This window comes from Hamadaea sp. NPDC050747 (assembly GCF_040654195.1).
GTDB lineage: Bacteria > Actinomycetota > Actinomycetes > Mycobacteriales > Micromonosporaceae > Hamadaea.
In genome coordinates this window covers 283,895-299,639 of sequence record NZ_JBFAHM010000006.1, presented here as the reverse complement: position 1 = coordinate 299,639, position 15,745 = coordinate 283,895, and the positions used below count along the sequence as shown (strand labels likewise).

17 protein-coding genes are annotated in these 15,745 nt (G+C 71.3%); 10 read left to right on the top strand and 7 right to left on the bottom strand.

What is annotated here, in order from left to right:
* The first annotated feature begins 24 nt into the window (after positions 1 to 24).
* From AB0H43_RS16305 to AB0H43_RS16290, 4 genes are read left to right on the top strand one after another with little or no spacing between them, the layout of a single operon-like run.
* Positions 25 to 819: a hypothetical protein gene (locus tag AB0H43_RS16305; RefSeq protein ID WP_360000150.1), complete on the top strand. Its 795-nt coding sequence runs from the start codon at positions 25 to 27 to the stop codon at positions 817 to 819.
* Positions 819 to 1,259 carry a hypothetical protein gene (locus AB0H43_RS16300; RefSeq protein WP_360000149.1) on the top strand — a complete coding sequence of 147 codons (441 nt, stop codon included), beginning with the start codon at positions 819 to 821 and terminating at the stop codon, positions 1,257 to 1,259. The genes AB0H43_RS16305 and AB0H43_RS16300 overlap by 1 nt, the downstream gene beginning before the upstream one ends.
* A 32-nt stretch (positions 1,260 to 1,291) precedes the next feature.
* Positions 1,292 to 2,212, top strand: coding sequence for a phosphotransferase (locus tag AB0H43_RS16295; protein ID WP_360000148.1), 921 nt, complete (start codon positions 1,292 to 1,294; stop codon positions 2,210 to 2,212).
* The gene (locus AB0H43_RS16290; protein ID WP_360000147.1) at positions 2,209 to 2,802 is read left to right on the top strand and encodes a hypothetical protein; all 594 of its coding nucleotides are present in this window, start codon (positions 2,209 to 2,211) and stop codon (positions 2,800 to 2,802) included. The genes AB0H43_RS16295 and AB0H43_RS16290 overlap by 4 nt, the downstream gene beginning before the upstream one ends.
* Here AB0H43_RS16290 and AB0H43_RS16285 read toward each other — a convergent pair.
* Positions 2,736 to 3,347 (bottom strand): hypothetical protein, encoded by a 612-nt coding sequence (locus AB0H43_RS16285; protein WP_360000146.1) that lies wholly within the window; start codon positions 3,345 to 3,347, stop codon positions 2,736 to 2,738. The genes AB0H43_RS16290 and AB0H43_RS16285 overlap by 67 nt on opposite strands.
* Positions 3,348 to 3,443: 96 nt before the next feature.
* Between AB0H43_RS16285 and AB0H43_RS16280 the strand changes: the two genes are divergently transcribed.
* Positions 3,444 to 4,292 carry an oxidoreductase gene (locus tag AB0H43_RS16280; RefSeq protein ID WP_360000145.1) on the top strand — a complete coding sequence of 283 codons (849 nt, stop codon included), beginning with the start codon at positions 3,444 to 3,446 and terminating at the stop codon, positions 4,290 to 4,292.
* Between the two features lie 21 nt (positions 4,293 to 4,313).
* Here AB0H43_RS16280 and AB0H43_RS16275 read toward each other — a convergent pair whose 3' ends face one another.
* Positions 4,314 to 4,829, bottom strand: a complete 516-nt coding sequence (locus AB0H43_RS16275; RefSeq protein ID WP_360000144.1) for a histidine phosphatase family protein — start codon at positions 4,827 to 4,829, stop codon at positions 4,314 to 4,316.
* 92 nt (positions 4,830 to 4,921) lie between these two features.
* Between AB0H43_RS16275 and AB0H43_RS16270 the strand changes: the two genes are divergently transcribed.
* Positions 4,922 to 6,295, top strand: coding sequence for a sigma-70 family RNA polymerase sigma factor (locus tag AB0H43_RS16270; RefSeq protein WP_360000143.1), 1,374 nt, complete (start codon positions 4,922 to 4,924; stop codon positions 6,293 to 6,295).
* Positions 6,296 to 6,351: 56 nt separating this feature from the next.
* Positions 6,352 to 7,554 carry a hypothetical protein gene (locus AB0H43_RS16265; RefSeq protein ID WP_360000142.1) on the top strand — a complete coding sequence of 401 codons (1,203 nt, stop codon included), beginning with the start codon at positions 6,352 to 6,354 and terminating at the stop codon, positions 7,552 to 7,554.
* 90 nt (positions 7,555 to 7,644) lie between these two features.
* Here AB0H43_RS16265 and AB0H43_RS16260 read toward each other — a convergent pair whose 3' ends face one another.
* Both AB0H43_RS16260 and AB0H43_RS16255 read right to left on the bottom strand, forming a co-directional pair.
* Complete coding sequence (locus AB0H43_RS16260; protein WP_360000141.1) at positions 7,645 to 8,868, bottom strand: cytochrome P450; 1,224 nt, start codon at positions 8,866 to 8,868, stop codon at positions 7,645 to 7,647.
* Positions 8,865 to 9,401, bottom strand: a complete 537-nt coding sequence (locus AB0H43_RS16255) for a hypothetical protein (RefSeq protein WP_360000140.1) — start codon at positions 9,399 to 9,401, stop codon at positions 8,865 to 8,867. Before AB0H43_RS16255 ends, AB0H43_RS16260 begins: the two co-directional genes overlap by 4 nt.
* Before the next feature lie 110 nt (positions 9,402 to 9,511).
* Between AB0H43_RS16255 and AB0H43_RS16250 the strand changes: the two genes are divergently transcribed.
* Positions 9,512 to 9,934: a hypothetical protein gene (locus AB0H43_RS16250; RefSeq protein ID WP_360000139.1), complete on the top strand. Its 423-nt coding sequence runs from the start codon at positions 9,512 to 9,514 to the stop codon at positions 9,932 to 9,934.
* A 4-nt stretch (positions 9,935 to 9,938) separates the two neighbouring features.
* Here the strand turns inward: AB0H43_RS16250 and AB0H43_RS16245 are convergent, their stop codons facing one another.
* Positions 9,939 to 10,877, bottom strand: coding sequence for a zinc-binding dehydrogenase (locus tag AB0H43_RS16245; RefSeq protein ID WP_360000138.1), 939 nt, complete (start codon positions 10,875 to 10,877; stop codon positions 9,939 to 9,941).
* 100 nt (positions 10,878 to 10,977) lie between these two features.
* Here AB0H43_RS16245 and AB0H43_RS16240 point away from each other — a divergent pair, with 100 nt between their 5' ends.
* The gene (locus AB0H43_RS16240; protein WP_360000137.1) at positions 10,978 to 11,637 is read left to right on the top strand and encodes a DUF402 domain-containing protein; all 660 of its coding nucleotides are present in this window, start codon (positions 10,978 to 10,980) and stop codon (positions 11,635 to 11,637) included.
* On the opposite strand, the gene AB0H43_RS16235 is transcribed toward AB0H43_RS16240, so the two are convergent.
* The gene (locus AB0H43_RS16235) at positions 11,634 to 13,538 is read right to left on the bottom strand and encodes a translation factor GTPase family protein (RefSeq protein ID WP_360000136.1); all 1,905 of its coding nucleotides are present in this window, start codon (positions 13,536 to 13,538) and stop codon (positions 11,634 to 11,636) included. The two genes, AB0H43_RS16240 and AB0H43_RS16235, sit on opposite strands and share 4 nt — an antisense overlap.
* A 212-nt stretch (positions 13,539 to 13,750) precedes the next feature.
* On the opposite strand from AB0H43_RS16235, the gene AB0H43_RS16230 reads away from it, so the two are divergent.
* Complete coding sequence (locus AB0H43_RS16230; protein ID WP_360000135.1) at positions 13,751 to 15,016, top strand: choice-of-anchor A family protein; 1,266 nt, start codon at positions 13,751 to 13,753, stop codon at positions 15,014 to 15,016.
* Here the strand turns inward: AB0H43_RS16230 and AB0H43_RS16225 are convergent.
* Complete coding sequence (locus AB0H43_RS16225; RefSeq protein ID WP_360000134.1) at positions 15,008 to 15,718, bottom strand: helix-turn-helix domain-containing protein; 711 nt, start codon at positions 15,716 to 15,718, stop codon at positions 15,008 to 15,010. The genes AB0H43_RS16230 and AB0H43_RS16225 overlap by 9 nt on opposite strands.
* Positions 15,719 to 15,745: the final 27 nt, after the last annotated feature.

Below are 15,745 nucleotides of genomic sequence, written 5' to 3'. Positions count from 1 at the left end.
GCGTCTACTGAGGAGAAACAGCCGATGACCGTGATGAGCGCCGCCGAGTTCGACTCGCTGCTGAACCGCGTGGACGACAAGATGAGGCGGATGCGCGAGGCGACCGAGCACCTGTTCGACAAACTGCAGACCTGGGCGCATCGGCTCGGCCCGCTCGGTCACTCGATCATGCAGGTGCTGGCGTACGTGCCGAAGCTGATCGGCAAGGTCTTCGAGTGGATCGGCCAGCTCATCGTCAACCCGGGAGTGCCGTGGACGCTGTGGAACCACGGCAACGACTGGTCCGGCGCCCCGGTCGCCGGGCGGGTGAGCGCCCTCGTCGGCAAGGCCACCCTCGACGAGGTGCGGGTGGACGACTTCTGGCAGGGGCGGGCGGCGGACGCGTACAAGAACACGTTGCCGCGGCAGAAGGAGGCGCTGGCCAAGATCGTGTCGGCCGCGCAGGCGGTGGACGACGCGCTGACCAAGATGGCGATCGCGATCGGGGCGCTGTGGCTGGCCCTGCTCACCGCGATCCTCTCCGCAGTCATCGAGTACATCGCCGAGGGGGCCGCCGCCTCGACCGGCGTGGGCGCCCCACCGGCGGCCGCCGGAGCCGCGGCCACCACCGCCAAGGTGCTGGCCCTGGTGACCGCCGCCCTCGACGTGTTCTTCGTCTTCATCGTGGCCAACACGCTGCCGGCGCTCAAGGCCATGCGGCACGACCTGCTCGACAGCTCCGCCTTCCCGGACGGGCACTGGCCCCGGTCCACCACCGACTTCTCGGACGGCAGCCTCAGCGACGGCGACCCGACCGACTGGCATTTGCGGGTGAGCTGATGCGAGACATCCTGCGCGGCATCGTTTCCGTCATCTTCGTGGTGCTCCTCGGCGGCACCGCGATCACCGGCGCGACCGACCCGTCGGCGTACGGGGACGTCAAGCCCGGTGGCGTGATCGCGCCGTTCCTCGTGTGCGGCGTCGGCGCGGTCGGCTTCGCCGTCCTCGCCTGGGCGGCGTTCGGGCTGGCCGCCGGGGCTGCCGTGGCGCGGGCTCAGTCGGCGTACGCGGCCGCGAAAGTGTTCGTCCCCGTCATCGCGGTCGCCGGGCTCGGCGCGGGCACGATCACCGCCGTCGCGTACGGGGAGGCCGAGAATCTGCTCACCGCCGCGTGGAGCACCGCGCTCGTGCTGTTGGCGTACCTGCTGACCTTGCGCGGACAGCGCAAGAGCGTGGCGCGAGCGGCCCGCGTGGGCGACCCGGCGGCGAAAACGAGCTGAAGCCGCCCGCGGCCCTCGGGCATGATCGTCCCATGACGTCACCGTTGGCCGTGGGCGGCAATCGCGCCCGCTGGGAGGATCTGCCGGAGAGTGTTCACGCCGTGATCGAGCGCGCCGTGGGCGGGCGTGTGATCGGTGCGGCCAGTCAGCCAGGCGGGTTCTCCCCGGCCATGGCGTCGGTGCTGACGCTGGCCGACGGGCGCACGGTGTTCGCCAAGGCGGTGACCGAAGAGCGCAGCGAGTACGCCGCCGGCGCGATCCGCCGGGAGACGGACATCCTCGCCGGGCTGCCGCCGCGGGTGCCGGCGCCCGCCCTGATCTGGGGTGGCGACCACATCGACGAGGCCGGCGACTGGGCGATCATGGTCACCGAAGCGGTCGACGGGTGGACTCCGGCGCAGCCCTGGCAGCCGGACGAGCTGCGGCGCTTCCTGGACGCGGCGACCGTGCTCGCCGATTCGCTCACCCCCGCGCCGTTTCCCGCGCCCGCGGTCGCCGAGGACCCGGACTTCGTCGGCAACTGGGCGACGCTGACCCATCCACACCTCGATGAGCTGGTCGAGCTGGAGTTCGGCTGGGTCGCGGCGACCGAGGGCGACGCGTTGCTGCACGGTGACCTGCGGGCCGACAACTTTCTGCTGACCAGGACCGGCTTCACGGTGGTGGACTGGCCCGCCGCGTGCCTGGGCGTTCGATGGCTCGACCTGATGATCAGCCTGCCGAGTGTCGCCATGCACGGCGGCGGCGATGCCGAGGCGCTCTGGTCGGCGCATCCACTGAGCCGGGAGGCGGATCCGGGTGCGGTGGACTCGGTCCTCGCCACACTGGCGGGATACTTCCTGGCCCGCGCGGTGTTGCCGCCGGTGCCACTGCTGCCGACGCTGCGTGACTTCCAGCGGGCTCAGGGCGAGGTGGCCCTGCGCTGGTTGAGCGGTCGCCGAGGCTGGTCGTGACGATCCTGCAGACGTGTCCGGAGTGCGGCTGCTGGGAGTACGCCGGAGCGCCGGACTGCACCCGCTGCGCCGCCCTCATCGACGCTCTCGTGGCCGACGGCTGGCAGCGGTTCCTCACCGAGTCCGGCTTCGAACCAGGCTTCCGGCCCGACGACGAGCAAGCCGTCGCCGCAATGGTCGCGGAGGAGCCGGACCGGCATCCGTGGCGGGTCGTCGACGCCGCGTTGGACCGGTTGACCTGCCCCGACTGTGGGAGCCGGTGGAGCCGGGGCCCAGCGGGCTGTCCCGCCTGCGATCTGGCCGACGGCCACCGGTACGCCGCGATCGAGGTCGACCGGGCGGGCGTACCACCCGGCAACGAGCACGCCATCCGCGTCAACGTCGCCGTCGTACGCCGGGCGCACGCCCACTCGCCGGCCGAGGTGCTCACGCGACGGGCGATCCTCCCGGCGTTGCTGGCCGGTGCGCTGCCGACGATCGCCGAAGCGCAGCGGATCGGGGTGCTGGCCAAACGCGGGATCACCTACGCCGAGCTGGCCCCGATGGTCGCCGAGCTGGCCGAACGTGCCCCCACCGGCGTCGAGCCGTAGGCGAGGCCGCCCAGCACGGTGACGATGTCCCGGCCGATGCGGTCGCGATGCCCGGTGTCGTGCGCGAGGTACGCCTGCGCCGTGCGTACGCCGGACCAGGTGGCGTAGAAGCTGACCAGTCCGTCGGGGGCCAGTCCGCCGGTGGCGTAGAACGGGTGCGACCGCCCGGCGTTGTCCACCGCGCCGTCGGCGATCTGCACCCAGCGCAGGGTGGCCGGGTCAAGGGCGTCCCGGCCGCCGACCACGTCGGCGTCGACCACCACGTAGAGGTCGGCGCGCCCGTCGGCGGCGACGCTGTGCGACCGGACCTTGAACCGGTAGTGGCCGAGCAGCCCGCCGAGGTAGAAGAACGAGAAGCCGGGAAAGGCGCCGTCGAGGGTCGCGCGGAAGTCGTCGTCGGGGATCTGCGAGTACGCCAGCTCCATCAGTCCGGCGTCATGTCCTTCGACCCGCGCGACGTGCCCGCCGACGGTGTGCGCGGGGTTCACCGGCCAGCCGTGCGGCCCGCTCGGCGCGTACGCCGCCACGATGGGAAAGGTTGCCATGCCGCCATTCGACCGGACGCGATGTTGCCTGGCCGTAAGCGTTCGCGATGACGCCGGGGCAACATCGGACAGGTCCGGCGTGGTTGACTGGCGATCATGAACGCGGCCGACGCAGGTACCTGGACCCTGGGCGATCGAGTGGTGAACCGGCTGGGCTTCGGCTCGATGCGGCTCACCGGCAATCCGGATCCGCAGGTGCCGATCGGTGTTCTGCGGCGCGCGACCGAGCTGGGCGTCAACCACATCGACACCGCGACCTACTACTTCGACACGCATTACGCGACCGAGCTGATCCGGGCCGCGCTGTCGCCGTACCCGGACGACCTGGTCATCACCACCAAGGTCGGTTTCTTCCGCGACGACGCCGGCGACTGGCACGAGGATCGTTCCGCCCAGGGCCTGCGCGAGCAGGTCGAGGACAATCTGCGCCGGCTGGGCCGCGACCATCTCGACGTCGTCAACCTGCGCATCATCAAACGACCCGGTCGCGACTCGATCGCGGAGTCCTTCGGCGTGCTCGCCGACCTGCGGGCCGAAGGCCTCATCCGCCACCTCGGGATCTCCAACGTCCGCGTGGACCACCTCGACGAGGCCCAGGCGATCGCGCCGGTGGTCTGCGTCCAGAACAACTACGCGATCGACAATCGGGCCGACGACGAACTGCTGCGGGTTTGCGGCTCGCGCGGCGTCGCGTACGTCCCGTTCTTCGCGATCGCGGGCTCCGGGCGGGAGGGCGGCGCGACGACCGATCACAGCGAGGCCGTGGCCGCGGTCGCGGCCGAGCGCCATCTCTCACCACATCAGGTACGCCTGGCGTGGACGCTCCACCAGGGCGACCACGTCCTGGCGATCCCGGGTACCTCCGACCCGGCCCATCTGGAGCAGAACGTCGCCGTGGCCGGGATCCGCTTCACCGACGCCGAGCTGGCCCGCCTGGCAGGCTGACCCGCTCGACGAGCTGACCCGTCAGGGCAGTCGTTCGACCCGACGACCGGGTATGTCCACAGTGAACGCATCCGGCAGCTGAAGCGCCGACCAGAACCCGCCGGGGTCGTCGAGCCCGACGGCGGCAGTGAGCCAGACGGTCAGCGCCATCCCGTGGCTCGCCACGACGAGCGGCCGGAGCCCGGCCCGCTCCTGCCATTCGGCGACGGCGTCACCGAATCGGGTGACGACGTCGGCACGGCGCTCCCAGTCCGGATACGCGACCCCTTCGACGTACGCCCGCCGCCGCGCCCGGAAGTCGCCGTCGTACGGTTCGTCCCGGCGTACTTCGCCGAAGCGATCGTCCACCGCGACGTCGCCGTAAGGCTCCAGCGTCTGCCGAGCCTTCGGTTCCGCGCTGGCCACGACCAGCGCCCCGGACGGCAGCCGTCCCCGAAGGGCGACCGCGCCCGCCCGCCCGGCCGGGCTCAGCGGCCACTCCTCCGGCGGCCGGTCCGGTCCGAACTCCGGCATCGCATGCCGCACCACCACCAGCACTGCCGAGTCCTCCTTTCGGGGAAGGTTAACCGGACGGTGTCGGAATCCGACTCGGCGCCTGCCCGCACGGTGGTTCCGATCAGGGGGCGTCGGTGCCTACGGTGACCGGTGTGGACGAATCCGTGCTGGTCACGGCGCTGTCGCGGGGTGACCGAGAGGCTTTGAGCACCGCATACCGGCAGTACGCCGGTCGTCTCCAGGCGTACGCCTGGCGGCTGCTGGGCGACGCCGAGGAGGCCGGCGCCGTCGTCCAGGACACCTTTGACCTGGTCGCCTGGCATGCCGACGAGCTGCGCGACCCGCATCGGCTGCGCGCCTGGCTTTACGCGATCGTGTGGCAGGAATGCCACCGCCGGGGCCGTAAGGCCCGTCGCGACGCCGGCGAGGTCCGGCCGCTGGAGGCCGACGGCGTCGACCCGGCCTCGGCGACCCGTTCGGCGTACGCGGTGGATCTCGTGCGGGCGGCGATGGCGACGCTGACCGCCCGCGACCAGGAGATCGCCGAGCTGTCGATCCGCCACGGGCTCGTGGCGGGGGAGATCGGCGCGGTGCTGTCCGTGTCGCCGAGCCGCGCGTACGACCGCTCGCTGCGAGCGCGCGCCCAGCTGGAGGACGCGGTGGACGCCCTGATCGCGCTGGCCGACGGCCGATGCCGGCTGGTGCGGTCGCTGCCGGGGTGGTCCGGTCCACTCAACCGGCATCGCCTGCGCCGGGTGACCGAACACATCGAGGACTGCAGCGCCTGCCGGGCGATCCGCCGGGAGCTGCCGTCGGCGGCGACCCTGCTCGCCACGTACGCAAGCCTGCCCTTCGTACAGGCGTCGAGCTGGCTGACCGTGCGCGCGACGCCGGACTGGGAACCCCGCTGGAGCCACCGCACCGGATTCCCACAGCCACCCGTGCGGCGCACGCGGCGCCTTCTCGTCGCGACCGCCACGCTTGCCGTCGCGTTCGTCGTGGCCGGGGTGGCGCTCCGGGTCTCCGACGGCACCCCGGCCGGTGCGACCGCGCAGGAGAGCCCGTCGCCGGGTGCTTCGACCGGAGCGCCGTCGCCCTCGTCGACCCCCTCGCCGGCCCTGCTGTCGCCGAGTCCGTCCCTCGCCTCCCCGAGCCCGCTGCAACCGGGGGAGGAACTGCCCGCCCGCGAGCCGACGCCGGGTTCGTCGGCGGTCGTCGTGCGGCTCCCGTTGACCGTCGGCGCGTCCGCGGCCGCCAGCTGCGGCGACAAGGCCCGATTCGTGCTGGCGGTCGCCGTGACGGCCGGAGCGGATCTCGCCTCGGCGACGTTGACCTGGCAGGTGGGGGACACCCGGACTGCGGCGATGGCGGTCGATCAGCGCACCGCGTACGCCGAGGTGTGGTCGGCAAAGCCGCGCAGCCCGATCACCTGGTGGGTCACGGTGACCAGCCGAGACGGGCGTACCGCGACCACCTCGGCGGTGACGACCGCGCACCCGTGTGCTTGACGGCCGGGCGTTCTCCCGGGTCGCGCCGTGCGGAAGATGAGTTACGGTGTGAGCCCATGGGACTGCTCGACCGGCTCGTCGGATCGCCGCGGGACAGGTTCGCCGCCAAGGCGGTGCGAATCGCGCGGCGAGTTCCGGGCGTCACCCGTGTGCGGTACGACCAGGGGCAGTTCGCCGTGGTCGTGGAGCGGCCCGGCCGGCGTACGCCGACCTGGATCTACCTCACCAACGTGTACGCGGAGACGCAGGGCCTGTCCCGGGCCGAGCGGCACCGCGCGCTGCTCCAGCTCGTGCACGGTGTCACCGGGGCGCCCGAGGTCCCGGACACCTGGGAGGCGGTGCGGCCACGACTGCGCCCGGTGCTGCGGGCGGCCACCTTCGGCCAGGCCGGTACGCCGGGGATGCAGCCGCCCATCTCACGCGCGGCGTTGCCGCACCTGCGGGAGCTGATCGTCGTCGACATGCCCGACTCGATGGCGTACGTGTCGCCGGCGAGCGTCGAGCGCTGGGGCGTGACGGTCGAGGAGATCTTCCGCGCCGCGCACGCGAACCTGGCCGCGTTGGCCGAGCGTACGCTGCGCAGCGAGTTCGAGCCGGGCGCGCTCATCCGGATGGTGGACAGCGGCGACGGCTACTTCACGTCTCTGCTGCTGTCGCCGGGCTGGCTCGCCGAGATCTCCCGCCGGGCCGGCGACCGGGTCGTGGCGTTCGTGCCGAACTACACGAACATGGTGCTGTGCCCGGTCGGCAGCGGGGCGATCGGTCAGCTCTACGAGATCGTCGAGCAGGAGTACGGCGACGCGGTTCGCAGCCTGTCGCCGGTGGGCTACGTCGCCGACGACTACGGCCGGGTGGTGCCGTACGCGCCCACTCCGGACGAGCCGGATCACCTGCCCGCCCGGCGGGCCGAGGTGATCCTCGCCGTCACCGAGTACGCCGCCCAGACGGCCTGGCTGGGCTCGCAGTACGCGCAGGCCGGCATCGAGGTGTTCGTCAGCGGCCTGCTCGCCGACGTACGCCCGGAGTCGCCCGCGGTCACCGTGGCGACCTGGTCCGACGGGATCGCCCAACTGCTGCCCCGCGCGCATTACGTGCTCTTCCAGCGGGCCGACGAGCCCGGACCGCTCGTTCCCTGGGACGTGGTGGTCGAGCGCGTCGGCCTCGAACCCGAGCCGCTGCTGGCTCCCGTGCGTTTCCGTGTCGACGGCTGGCCGCCCGCCGAGGTCATGGACGAGCTGCGGGCGCACTCCATCGGCTGACGCCATTTTCTTGTGATCATCGCGCCAGCCAAGGTGTTTCAGGCCGCGAAATGTCCGGTGTAACGACGGGTGTGGCGCGATGATCAAGCCTCAACCGGCGACCGGCAGCCGCAAGGGCCCGCGAATGGTCGTGGCGTTGCGGCGGCGTACTCGCCCGGCGAGGCGCAGGCCCGGCCGGCGTTCGGCCAGGACCTGCAGGGCGATCGTCGCCTCCAGCCGCGCCAGCGGCTGGCCGACGCAGTAGTGGATGCCGCTGGAGAACGCCAGATGGTCTACGGAACGTTCGCGTTCCAGGTCGAACACGGCCGGGCGTTCGTACACCTCGGGGTCGCGGTTCGCCCCGCCGATCAGCGTGAACACCCACTGTCCCTTAGGGACAGAGCGGCCGCCCAGTTCCAGTGGCTCCAGCGCCACCCGCGCGGTCCGCTGCACCGGCGGGTCGTACCGCAGCGCCTCCTCGACCGCCTTGGGTGCCAGGCCCGCCGGGTCGTCACACAACGCCCGCCACTGGTCCGGGTTCCGGTGCAGGGCGAGCACCGCGTTCCCGATCAGGTTCGTCGTGGTCTCGAAACCGGCGATCAGCAGCAGTACGCACATCGGCAGCACCTCGGCCGGTTTGATCTGGTCTCCCTCGACGGCGAGGAGCCGGCTCACGATGTCGTCGGCCGGTTCGCGGCGGCGTAGGTCGAACAGGCTCTCGAAGAGCGCCCGGAGCTTGGCGTCGTTGGCCTGCAGCCGGGCCGCGTGCCGCAGTCCGCGTACGCCGTCGAGGGCGCTGCCGATGACCATCCCGTAGCGGGCGAACTCCTCGGCGTCGGCGTCGGGGACGCCGAGCAGGTCGGTGATCACGGCGATCGGCAGGGGAGTGGCGTACGCCGAGACGAGGTCGAACTCGTCTCCGGCCCGGTCCAGCAGCGAATGCACGGTCCGCTCGACGCGCTCGCGGTAGCCGGCGGTCGCCTTCGGGCTGAACGCGGGCTGGGCGAGCCGCCGCAGCCGGGTGTGGTCCGGCGGGTTCATGTCGAGGAAGGACAGGTCGAAGTCGTCGGAGCGGCGTTCGACGCCGTCCGGGCGTACGCCGAACCGCCGGTCGCGCAGGACCGCGTCGCAGAGCCGGTGACTCGTCGTCGACAGGTTGCCGAACCGGGTGGGCAGCAGCGGACCGGCCGCGCGCATCTGTTCGTAGATCGCGTACGGGTCCTCCCGGCCGGGGCGCAGCCGGAGGCGGGCGAGGTGATCGCGCCGCAGGTATCCGGCCGCGACCAGATCGGCCCGCTGCCGCCACAACTGCGTGGCGAAGGCGAGGGCACTCATGCGGGGTCCTTTCCGAGGCCGGTCAGGAAGGTGGACAGCAGGAGATCGGGGGCGTCCGCGGGGGCGAGTTTGCCGTTCATGACGCACTCGGCGGCGACGTAGATCAGCGAGTAGAACGTCTGCAGCAGCCACCACGGCGGCGCCGTACGCAGCACGCCGTGCGCCTGGGCCCGCTGGAGGACGGCCAGCCCCCGCGCCTCGACCGCCCGCCAGCGGTCGCCGATCTCGACGACGTGGTCGAAGGCCGGCGTACGCCACAGGAACTCCAGCTGCGGACCGATCGGGATCATCGCCTCCGCCAGGGTCCGGAGCCCGCCGTCCGGCCCGTCCGGAATGGACGAGACGGCGTCTTCCCACAGCTCCAGCGCCCGATGCGCGACCGCGTAGAGGAGGTCGTCCCGGGTCGCGTAGTGCTTGTGCAAAGTGGTGCGCCCGATCCCGGCCGCCCGGGCGACCTCGGCGAGCGAGGCGGCCGGATCGGCCACGAGGACTTCGGCCGCGATGTCGAGCAGCGTCCGACTCTGAACACTCATGTTCGCGACGGTACGCCGATGTTCCCAATCGGACAAGGGCTTGCGGCATACCGTTTGATGATCTAACGTTTGTCAGACAAACGTTAGAACGACAAATGATTGGACCCGTCATGACGCTCACCACCCAGGTCATCGGCCAGACCGAGAAGGCCCTGAACGCGATCCTCGACCGCCTGCTGGCCGGCACCGACATCACCGAGCCGCAGTGGGTCACGCTGACGCTCACCGTCGTCAGCGGCGGACTGCCCGCCGACGCCCTCACCGCGCGCGTCTCCAACGCCTTGAAGGTGGACTCCGCAGTCGCGCGAGAGCGGCTCGCCGAGCTGACCTCGGCCGGGCTCGTGCGGCAGAATCCGGACGGCGTCGTCGAGGCGACCGAGCGCGGCAAGGCCCAGTGGGAGGCGGTCCGTGCGCAGGTCACCGAGATCACCCAGCGGCTCTGGGGCGACCTGCCCGAGGAGGATCTCGCCGTCGCGGGCCGGGTCCTCAGCACTGTCCTCACGCGTGCGAGCGCCGCCCTCGCGACGGTCTGACCCGTTAGGGCCGCAGCACCTGCTTGCCCACCGTGCGGCGGGCGAGCAGGTCTTCGTGGGCGCGGCGGGCGTCGGCGAGGGCGTACTCCCGGCCGACCAAGGGCCGGATCACCCCGTCGGCCGCCAACGTGAGCAGCGCGTCCAAGGGACGCAAGTCGTCGACGACCGGCCGGAGCCAGAAGCCCGCCACCGTCCGGTTGTGCTCGGCGAGCGCCCCCGGATCGACCGGCGGCCGGCCCTGCCGGGACGAGTTGCCGAAGGTCACGAGGCGACCGAACGCCGCCAACGCGGCCAGCGACTCCGTGAACACCTGGCCGCCGGTGGACTCCAGAACCACGTCCACCGGCCGGCCGCCGTTGGCCGCCACCACGCGCTCGGCGAAGCCGTCCGGCGTACTGTCGACGGTCACGTCCGCGCCCAGGTCGGCGGCGAGCGCGCGTTTGTCCGCAGTGGACGCGGCGGCGATGATCCGTCCCGCGCCGAAGTGGCGGGCCAGCTGAACGGCGAGCGAGCCGACGCCACCCGCCGCGGCCGTCACCACGACCGACTCGCCCTCGGAGAACCTGGCCGACGACCGCAGCACATGCCACGCGGTCATGCCCTGCACCAGCAAGGCCAACGCCGCTCCGTCGGACACGGCGGGCGGGACCTCGACCGCCTGGTTCGCGGCGACCACCGCCAGGTCGGCGTACCCGCCGCCGGGAAACACCGGCGCGAGCAGCCGCCGTCCCTCCAGGTCCACTCCGACCACCTCGGTTCCCGGCACGAACGGCAGTGGTTGCTGCGCGCGGTACGACCCCTCGGTCCGATGCGTGTCGGCGTAGTTGACCCCGGCCGCCAGTACTCGCAGCAGCACCTGCCCCGGCCCGGGGACGGGGTCCGGCAACTCCGCCGGCGTGAGAACTTCGGGACCGCCGAACCGGCGTACGTGAACAGCTCGCATGCCGCAACGCTAAGATCGCACCCGCCGCCGCACCCATCCCAGCGCGCTCATGCGTCGGACGGTCCCATGAAAGCCGTTCATCGTAAGTAGGGTGCCGATCATGGTTCGGCATTCCCTTCCGGCCGGTAGCCGCGCAGCGGGTGAGCCGCCCTTCTGGCGCACCGGTGAAGTGATCCGATGGCAGGAGCGCGCACCCGACTGGCAGCCGGGTCGCCCGTGGAGCGTCACGCCGGTCCGCGTGGTCCGCGACGACGCCGAGGGGCTCGTCGTCTGGCTCGCGCCGGGCACGCCTCGCCTCGTCCCGGTGCTCCCGGGCGGTGTTGATCCGCGCTCATTGCCCCTCGATCGGCTCTTTCGATCCCCGCGCGAACAGGCCCGCGTCAGCTGGCGAGGTCCGGGCGTGCTCATGATCGCGCCGACGGGTACGCCCTGGTCGGTCTGGCTGTTCCGGTCGGAGTCGGGAAGCTTTCGCGGCTGGTACGTCAACCTGGAGGAGGCGCACCGGCGGGACGCGGCCGGCACCTGGACCTGTGATCACGAGCTGGATGTGTGGATCGAACCCGACGGTGCCGCCCGGCTCAAGGACGAGATCGAGCTGGCTGCCGCAGCCGACGCGGGCCGGTTCACCGCCGAGGAGACGGAGGTGATCCGAGCCCGCGCCGACGCGGCGCGGAAGGCTTACGCCGCCGGGCATTGGGCTTTCGCCCGCACCTGGACGGTGTGGCGTCCCGATCCGCAGTGGACGGTCCCGGCTCTTTAGACCCGGCGCTGGACGTGCAGCAGGTACTCCTTGCGGTCCAGCGGGTTGTGGTCGGTCCGCCTACGGTTCGGCACGGGGCCGCGTACCGGCTCGTAGTGGGAGAACGCGAACTCCAGCGCCCCCTCGCCCCGGGTGAGGCCCGGGAGCGCCACCTGAACCTCGTGTACGCGGGCAGCCGGGATCTGGCCGTCGAGCACGCAGGTGTCGGCGTGGAGGATCGGCGTACCCGGGGTGGCGCCGAGGCGGGCCAGCGCGGCCGGGATCGCGCTGAGTACGTCGACCGGGAACTCCAGGTCGAATCGGTGCACGGGTTCGAGGACCTCCGTGCCCGCCTGCCGCAACGCGGCCAGGAGGACCAGGGGAGTGAGGTTGCGGAAGTCCCCGGCCGTGCTGGACATGCTCTTGTCGAACGTCCCGTGCGCATGGCTCTGGCGTGCCCAGTAGCCGGAGTGCGTCATCGTCACCGCGACGTCGGTCACCGGCCAGCCGTGCAGGCCCTGCTGCAGGGTTTCGTGGACGGTCTCCTCGACCGCCTTGAAGAACGAGTAGGGCATCGAGCCGAGTTCGACGCCGAGCTGGAAGGTGACGCCGCTGCCGGGCGGGCCGGGGTCGACGCGGAGGCCGACGGTCGCCAGGAAGGGATTCGGCTCCTTGGCGATGAACTCCACGGCCGCTCCGTTCGCCACCGGCCGTTCGATGCACAGGGTGGTGGTCTCCCGGAACTCGACGTCCAGGGCGTACTGCTCGGCCAGGGTGGTCTGGATGACCTCCTTCTGCACCTCGCCGTAGAGCGACAGGAAGAACTCCTGGCGGACGTCGTCCTTGCGGAGGTTGATGAGCGGGTCCTGCTCGGCGAGCTGGGTCAACGCCACATGCAAGCGACCTTGGTGGGCCGGGTCGACCGGCACGACGACCGTCTCCAGGGTCGGCGGCGCGAAGTGACCCCCGCCTTCGGCCGGCACGGAACCGAGGGTGTCGCCGATGCGGACGTCGGTCAGGCCCCAGACCTTCGCGATCCGCCCGGCCTCGGCCGACGTTCGCGGGACTGCGGCGCCGTCGTCGAACACCTGGATCGCGGTCACCTTCGCTTCGGCTCCGCGTACCGGTATCCGGTCACGCACCCGCAGACTCCCGGACAAGATCTGCGTGTACGCGATCTTCTCCCCGTTCACACCGCGCTCGACCTTGAACACCACCCCCGACACCGGACCGTCCACCGGCGCACACCGCGACGGCAACAACCCCGGCAACCCCCGCAACAGCACATCCACCCCGTCACCGGTGATCGCCGACCCCGCGTACGCCGCCTGCACCACACCCGCCCGCGACAACACCCGCAACGACGACAGGATCCCCGCCTCCGTCAGCGTGCCATCCACAAACGACGCCAACACACCGTCGTCATGCCGGGACAACACATCAGCCGCCGACGACACGTCGACCGGCATCGGCACCAGCGCCGGACTCAACCGCGACCGGATCTGCGCCAGCACCCGCGGCACATCCGCACCCGCCCGGTCGGTCTTGTTCACGAACACCACCACCGGCAAACCCAACCGGCGCACCGTGCGGAACAACACCCGGGTCTGCGCCTGCACACCCTCGACCGCCGACACCACCAGCACCACCCCGTCGAGCACACCCAGCACCCGCTCGACCTCGGCGATGAAATCCGGATGCCCCGGAGTATCGATCAAATTCACGACCGTGCCGTCCACCACGAACGACACCACCGCCGACTTGATCGTGATCCCCCGGCGCCGTTCCAGCTCCAGCGAATCAGTCTGCGTACTACCGGCGTCGACGCTCCCCAACACGTCGATCACCCCGGCCGCCAGCAGCAGCCGCTCAGTCAGGCTCGTCTTACCGGCGTCGACATGCGCCAGGATCCCGAGATTCAAAGTTGGACGAAGAGTAGGCACGAACTGGCATGTCCTTCTGCGTGGACGGCATGGGCAGCGGAATGGACATGAATGCAGCTCGCATCGGATCTCCTACTGTCTCGGCAGACGCGTACGCCGACCAGGGAAACAAACGGGGTTCGCCGGACACAACCGAGTTTCCAGCGGCGAGCCGCAAACGCGAGGTATGCCCGATTTGTTAATAAGGACGGATGCGCGCAAGATCTTGGCTGGTCGCCGGGGCGACCGCCGCTCTGCTGCTGGGCCTCCCGGCTACCGGCAGCCAGGCCGCCGTCGTCCTGAACCCGTTGGTGGGCAACGAGGGCTTCCTCGTGCTCGTGGAGCAGGACGCGGACCTCATCGCGCACGAGATCGAGGGGACCGTCGCGATCGGCGGGGACCTGCGGTTCGGCAGCGGGTTCACCACGCTCACCCAGAGCACCGACCCGTTTCTCGTGCCGGGTGACGTGGCGTCGACCGCGCTCATCGTGAACGGCCGGGTCGACCTCGCCGGCAGCACGGCGGGCGGGGAACTGCGCGTGACCGGCGGCGGATACGTGAAGATCGGCGACCTGACCGGCGTGGTCGTCAAGGACACCGACAACAACAACGCGGACACGTTGACGCGGATCGTGCCGAGCAACGACTACAACGCCACGCCGAACCTCGAGGTGGCCGTGCACCAGCCGGCGTCCTCGGTCGGCCCGACGATCCCGTTGGACGTCGCCGGTTTGTTCCCGACCTATCGCAGCCTCTCGACGCGCATGGCGGTCGAGTGCCCGGACAACGTCGTCCTGCGGGACGCGGCCGGCAACCCGCTGACCAAACCTTATCCGGCCGACACGCACGCCTTCCTGACCCTGACGCCGGGCCGGACGAACGTCTTGAACATCACGGCGGAGGATCTCGACAACCTAGCCGAGATCACCTTCACGAACCCGCCGTCGGCGGACATGCCGTTGATCGTCAACGTGGACACCACGGGAGTCGGCGGGGACTTCGCCTGGGACTCGCCGAACCTGGCCGGGGCGGGCAGCGCGCAGGCGCCGTACATGCTGTGGAACTTCCCGGACGCGACCGCACTGCAGCACGTCGGCGGGGACTCGCTCGAAGGCACCCTGTACGCGCCCGGGGCCGACTTCGTCGACCTCAACCCGACCAACATCGAGGGTGCGGTCGTGGTGAAGTCGCTGGTGATGGGCAGCGGCCGGGTCGACGGCGGCGAGGTGCACCTGTTCCCGTTCGTCGGCAGGGTCGAGTGCGGCGAGATCACTCCGACGCCGTCGTCCAGCACGGGCACCACGCAGCCGACGACTGGAGCGCCGACGCCGAGCGCCCCCACGTCGTCGCCGGGTGGGCCGATCCTGCCGGACACCGGGCAGCCCGTCGTCTACATCGGAGTGACCAGTCTGGGCCTGCTCATGGCGGGAGTGACATTCCTGATCGTCGGGCGGCGGCGGCGCGACTGGTCACGGTAGCGGCATGCGGTCGCTCTCCCCGGCCGCGACCAGCCCGCCGTCGCAGTACAGGCGCACCTGGGCGTACACCGGACCAGCGCCGGTGCGCAGCAGGTCGCTCCAGTGGTAGTCGTAGCAGTACTCCGTGCGGAAGGAGACCGCGACGCCGTCGCTGACCCGGCACGCCGCCACTTCGATCTCGACCGTACGCTCGGAGGCCAGGTGGTCGAGGGGACCGAAGCCCCAGAAGCGGGACCAGGCCGCCCCATAGGTGGGGGAGTACCGCAGTTCCACCCGGCCGAGGATGGTCCGCGTACCGGGGAGGGCGATCTTGCGCGCGTGTGCGGTGACAGCGTCCGGTCCGCAGCCCGCCGCGTCGGGATCGACCCCGTCGTCGGGCGGCTGATAGGGCCACGGCGAGGCGGCCAGCTCGGGCGTCACCGGGCGAGCGGTGACCTCCAGCCCGGCCCGGACCTCGGCCCATCGCGTACGCCAGACCTGCGGATCGCCGCCGCACGCCTGGACGTAACCGAGCAGTACCGGCAACGTCGGCAGCACCCGGCCGCCCGCCGCCTGGGCGAGCGCGGATCGGGAGAAGTGCACTCGTCCGGCCATCGTCCGGTAACTGGGGCGGCCCGCGTCGGCGCGCAGCGCCCGCAGCTCGGCGGCGAACCGGCCGAGCAGACCACTGCCCGGGTCCAGCGGGCGTTCGGCACGTCCCATGGGTCCTCCGCCAGATGCGTGCAGCAA

Coding starts and splice junctions, on each gene's coding strand:
- AB0H43_RS16305 (WP_360000150.1), top strand. CDS start 25: ATGACCGTGATGAGCGCCGCCGAGTTCGACTCGCTGCTGAACCGCGTG.
- AB0H43_RS16300 (WP_360000149.1), top strand. CDS start 819: ATGCGAGACATCCTGCGCGGCATCGTTTCCGTCATCTTCGTGGTGCTC.
- AB0H43_RS16295 (WP_360000148.1), top strand. CDS start 1,292: ATGACGTCACCGTTGGCCGTGGGCGGCAATCGCGCCCGCTGGGAGGAT.
- AB0H43_RS16285 (WP_360000146.1), bottom strand. CDS start 3,347: ATGGCAACCTTTCCCATCGTGGCGGCGTACGCGCCGAGCGGGCCGCAC.
- AB0H43_RS16280 (WP_360000145.1), top strand. CDS start 3,444: ATGAACGCGGCCGACGCAGGTACCTGGACCCTGGGCGATCGAGTGGTG.
- AB0H43_RS16265 (WP_360000142.1), top strand. CDS start 6,352: ATGGGACTGCTCGACCGGCTCGTCGGATCGCCGCGGGACAGGTTCGCC.
- AB0H43_RS16260 (WP_360000141.1), bottom strand. CDS start 8,868: ATGAGTGCCCTCGCCTTCGCCACGCAGTTGTGGCGGCAGCGGGCCGAT.
- AB0H43_RS16255 (WP_360000140.1), bottom strand. CDS start 9,401: ATGAGTGTTCAGAGTCGGACGCTGCTCGACATCGCGGCCGAAGTCCTC.
- AB0H43_RS16250 (WP_360000139.1), top strand. CDS start 9,512: ATGACGCTCACCACCCAGGTCATCGGCCAGACCGAGAAGGCCCTGAAC.
- AB0H43_RS16245 (WP_360000138.1), bottom strand. CDS start 10,877: ATGCGAGCTGTTCACGTACGCCGGTTCGGCGGTCCCGAAGTTCTCACG.
- AB0H43_RS16240 (WP_360000137.1), top strand. CDS start 10,978: ATGGTTCGGCATTCCCTTCCGGCCGGTAGCCGCGCAGCGGGTGAGCCG.
- AB0H43_RS16230 (WP_360000135.1), top strand. CDS start 13,751: ATGCGCGCAAGATCTTGGCTGGTCGCCGGGGCGACCGCCGCTCTGCTG.
- AB0H43_RS16225 (WP_360000134.1), bottom strand. CDS start 15,718: ATGGGACGTGCCGAACGCCCGCTGGACCCGGGCAGTGGTCTGCTCGGC.